We start from the raw sequence: 2,844 nt of genomic DNA, 5'->3' as shown, positions 1-2,844 counted from the left end.
AACCGCCGTAGATCTCCCCCGACTGGAACACGAAGCCGCGCCGCTTGGCGAGGGAGATGATGGGGTCGAGTGCTGACTTGGCTGCTGCCATGGGTTCTTCTCCAGTTCTGAGCAGGCCGCTGGGTGCGGTCCGCAGGTGGGGGTCGCGTGCACGGGCCGTCCACCCCTGTGGGGGCCGGAAAGCCACCCCGCAAGCCTACCGGGTCCGTCCTGCTCCGCACCGGCCCGTCCCGGCCGGTCCCGGCCGGCCCCTGTCTGCCCCTCCGGCCGGACGGATCGGTCGTCAGGGTCGTGTCCGCCGCGGCCAGGGCAGGGTGGTGAGGATGATCGCGCCGAGGGTCAGCAGCGTCCCGGCGATCGTGGCGAACACGATGATGGTGCCGGGAGCCGGGAACACCAGGTCCAGCAGCAGTGAGCCGACGAGCTGCCCGCCGATCATGCACAGGCCCGTGAGCAGGACGCCGAGGCTGCGTACGAGCAGCGCACCGAGCGCGATGAAGATGCAGCCCATGGGCCCGCCGAGGTAGTACCACCACTCGGACGGCAGGGGGTTGCCCGGGCCCGCGACGGCGACCTTGATGAGCCAGGCCGTCAGCAGCACGGCGGTGCCGGCGATGAAGTTCATCAGGGTGGCCGCGAGCGGCGTTCCGTAGTGGAGGGCCGCCGTGCCGTTCATGGCCTGCTGGAAGCTCATCAGGACGCCGGCGGCGACAGGGAGCAGGACGGGGACGAGCCACTCCGTCATCTCTCCGGCGGCACCGAAGCGCGGGGAGACGGCCCAGACGACGGACAGGACCGTCAGCACCACGCCGATCACCCGCATGGGCGTCGCGGCGCGCTTGCCGCCGGGTCCGATCCCCGCCCGGTCGACGAGGAGGCCGCTCAGTGACTGGCCCATGACGGCAGCGACGGTGAACAGGGCGACGCCGAGGATCCCGATGGTCAGCGACTGGGAGAAGACGAAGAAGGCGCCGATCGCACCGGCGGCCACGTAGTAGGGCGGGAAGCGGCGCTCGCGCACCGACGGGAGGATCTGGCGGGCTCCGGCCCGTGCGCTCGGGAGCACCAGCGTGAGGACCACCATCACAACGAGGCCTGTGCCGAAGCTGATCAGCGCGGCGGCGATGCCGTCGTCGAGCACGGTGCCGAGCGCTCCGTTGATCCTGCCCTGGACGGGGATGGCGAGTCCTGCCGCGAGGGCGAGGGGGAAACCGACGGCTGGGGGAAGCACACGCGCATCTGACACCCGTACAGCCTAGTAGCCGCCGTCGGGCATCATGGATGCATGACCGAGAACGCAGCCACCACCGAACTGTCCATCCGCGACGACATGATCCGGCTCGGACAGCTGCTCAAGCTCGCCTCGCTCGCCGAGGACGGCGTGGAGGCCAAGGCCCTGATCGACAACGGGCTGGTGCAGGTCAACGGCGAGATCGAGGAGCGCCGGGGCCGCCAGCTCCATCCCGGTGACACCGTGAGCGTCAACGGCGAGACGGTGCGCCTGACGAAGTCCTAGTACCGCCGGCCGGCCTGCTGGCGGAGCACCGCGCGGGCTCAGCGGCGCCCGAGGACCGTCATGCTCAGGAACTCGCGGACGTGGGCGAGCTCCTGCAGGTTGATGCTGTGGAGCATGTTCGAGTAGAGGATCTTCGTCAGTTTCGTGTGCGTGGTCAGCCAGGCGTGCGTGAGGTCGACCATCTCCGGCGTGATGACCTGGTCCTCCTGGTCCCGGCCCCAGAAGAACTGCACGGGCGCGGCGGCCGCGTCGTCGTCGCGGAAGAACGCGTGGCCCTCGGACGGCACGATGAACCCCGAGAGTCCGACGACGCAGGCGAAGCCGCCGGGCCGGTGGCGCAGGAGCGACGTCGCGACGGCCATGCCCTGGGAGAAGCCCAGGAGGCTGACGCTGGAGTGGGAAGCCCGGACGGTGTCGAGCCACCGGGCCACGGCGGTGACGCTCTCCACCACGCGGTCGACCGAGTAGTCGGCCCCGCGCGACAGCGGGAACCACGAGAAGCCCGGCCCTTCAGCCTGCGGGGCTCGGACGGACGCCACGGTGAAATCAGCCGGAAGGTGGTCCGTCAGCCCCATCAGGTCCTCCTCGTTGGCCATGTAGCCGTGGAACAGGACGAGCAGCGGCGTGCCTTCCCGCTCGGACTCGGGCTTCGACCACAGGACCACCGGATCCCAGGAGCTCGTGGAGGGCGCAGTCGTGCCGGGGGCTGGTTCAGTCATGGCTCCTATTTTGGCACGGTCCGCCCGGGCCACCGGCCGGACGATCGGCGTTGGCGCCGGCTCCCCGACAGTTGGAGAATGTCGTGGTGAGCCCTACACCTGCTGCAGTCCCCGACTCCCCCGGGACCGATTCCATTCCCAACGGGGCCGGGATCGATCCGAGCCTGAACCCCGAGCCCCATCCCTGGCACCGCTACGTGGCCCTCGGGGACTCCTTCACCGAGGGGATCGGCGACCCCAATCCCGACAGTGTCGGGGGCAATCGTGGCTGGGCCGACCGCGTGGCCGAGGAACTGGCCCGGGGACAGACCGATTTCGCCTATGCCAACCTGGCGGTGCGCGGCCGCCTGCTGCAGCAGATCGTGGACCAGCAGGTGGAGCCCGCCCTGGCGCTGCGGCCAGATCTGGTCACCATCTCGGCCGGCGGCAACGACCTGCTGCGGCCCGGCGGCGATCCGGATGAGCTGGCCGAGCGGCTCGACGCCGTCGTCGCCACGCTCTCGGCGTCCGGCGCGACCGTCGTCCTGTTCACCGGACCTGACGTCCGAGAGACCGTCCTCGGCAGCATCCGGTCGAAGACGGCCATCTACAACGAGAACCTGCGGACCG

Annotated in this window: 4 protein-coding genes; 2 read left to right on the top strand and 2 right to left on the bottom strand. The window is 70.2% G+C overall.

The features are described 5' to 3' along the window. Positions 1-283: 283 nt before the first annotated feature. A complete protein-coding gene (locus CVO76_RS03860) occupies positions 284-1,231 on the bottom strand; it encodes a DMT family transporter (RefSeq protein WP_244186172.1) in 948 nt (315 codons plus the stop codon). A gap of 54 nt (positions 1,232-1,285) precedes the next feature. Here CVO76_RS03860 and CVO76_RS03855 point away from each other — a divergent pair, with 54 nt between their 5' ends. Beyond that, entirely contained in the window at positions 1,286-1,516 is a 231-nt protein-coding gene (locus CVO76_RS03855) for an RNA-binding S4 domain-containing protein (RefSeq protein WP_133082148.1), read from the top strand. A gap of 38 nt (positions 1,517-1,554) precedes the next feature. On the opposite strand, the gene CVO76_RS03850 is transcribed toward CVO76_RS03855, so the two are convergent. Next, entirely contained in the window at positions 1,555-2,235 is a 681-nt protein-coding gene (locus CVO76_RS03850; RefSeq protein ID WP_133082147.1) for an alpha/beta hydrolase, read from the bottom strand. Between the two features lie 134 nt (positions 2,236-2,369). Here CVO76_RS03850 and CVO76_RS03845 point away from each other — a divergent pair. Continuing rightward, the coding region (locus CVO76_RS03845) for an SGNH/GDSL hydrolase family protein (protein WP_208741690.1) at positions 2,370-2,844 on the top strand (475 nt) is incomplete at its 3' end.

It is taken from the genome of Arthrobacter agilis (assembly GCF_002953615.1).
Taxonomy (GTDB): domain Bacteria; phylum Actinomycetota; class Actinomycetes; order Actinomycetales; family Micrococcaceae; genus Arthrobacter_D; species Arthrobacter_D agilis_B.
This window is presented reverse-complemented; position numbering and strand designations above follow the sequence as displayed.

Bases quoted from the DNA above. Each gene is read 5' to 3' on its own strand.
- CVO76_RS03855 (WP_133082148.1), top strand. From the start codon at position 1,286: ATGACCGAGAACGCAGCCACCACCGAACTGTCCATCCGCGACGACATG.
- CVO76_RS03850 (WP_133082147.1), bottom strand. From the start codon at position 2,235: ATGACTGAACCAGCCCCCGGCACGACTGCGCCCTCCACGAGCTCCTGG.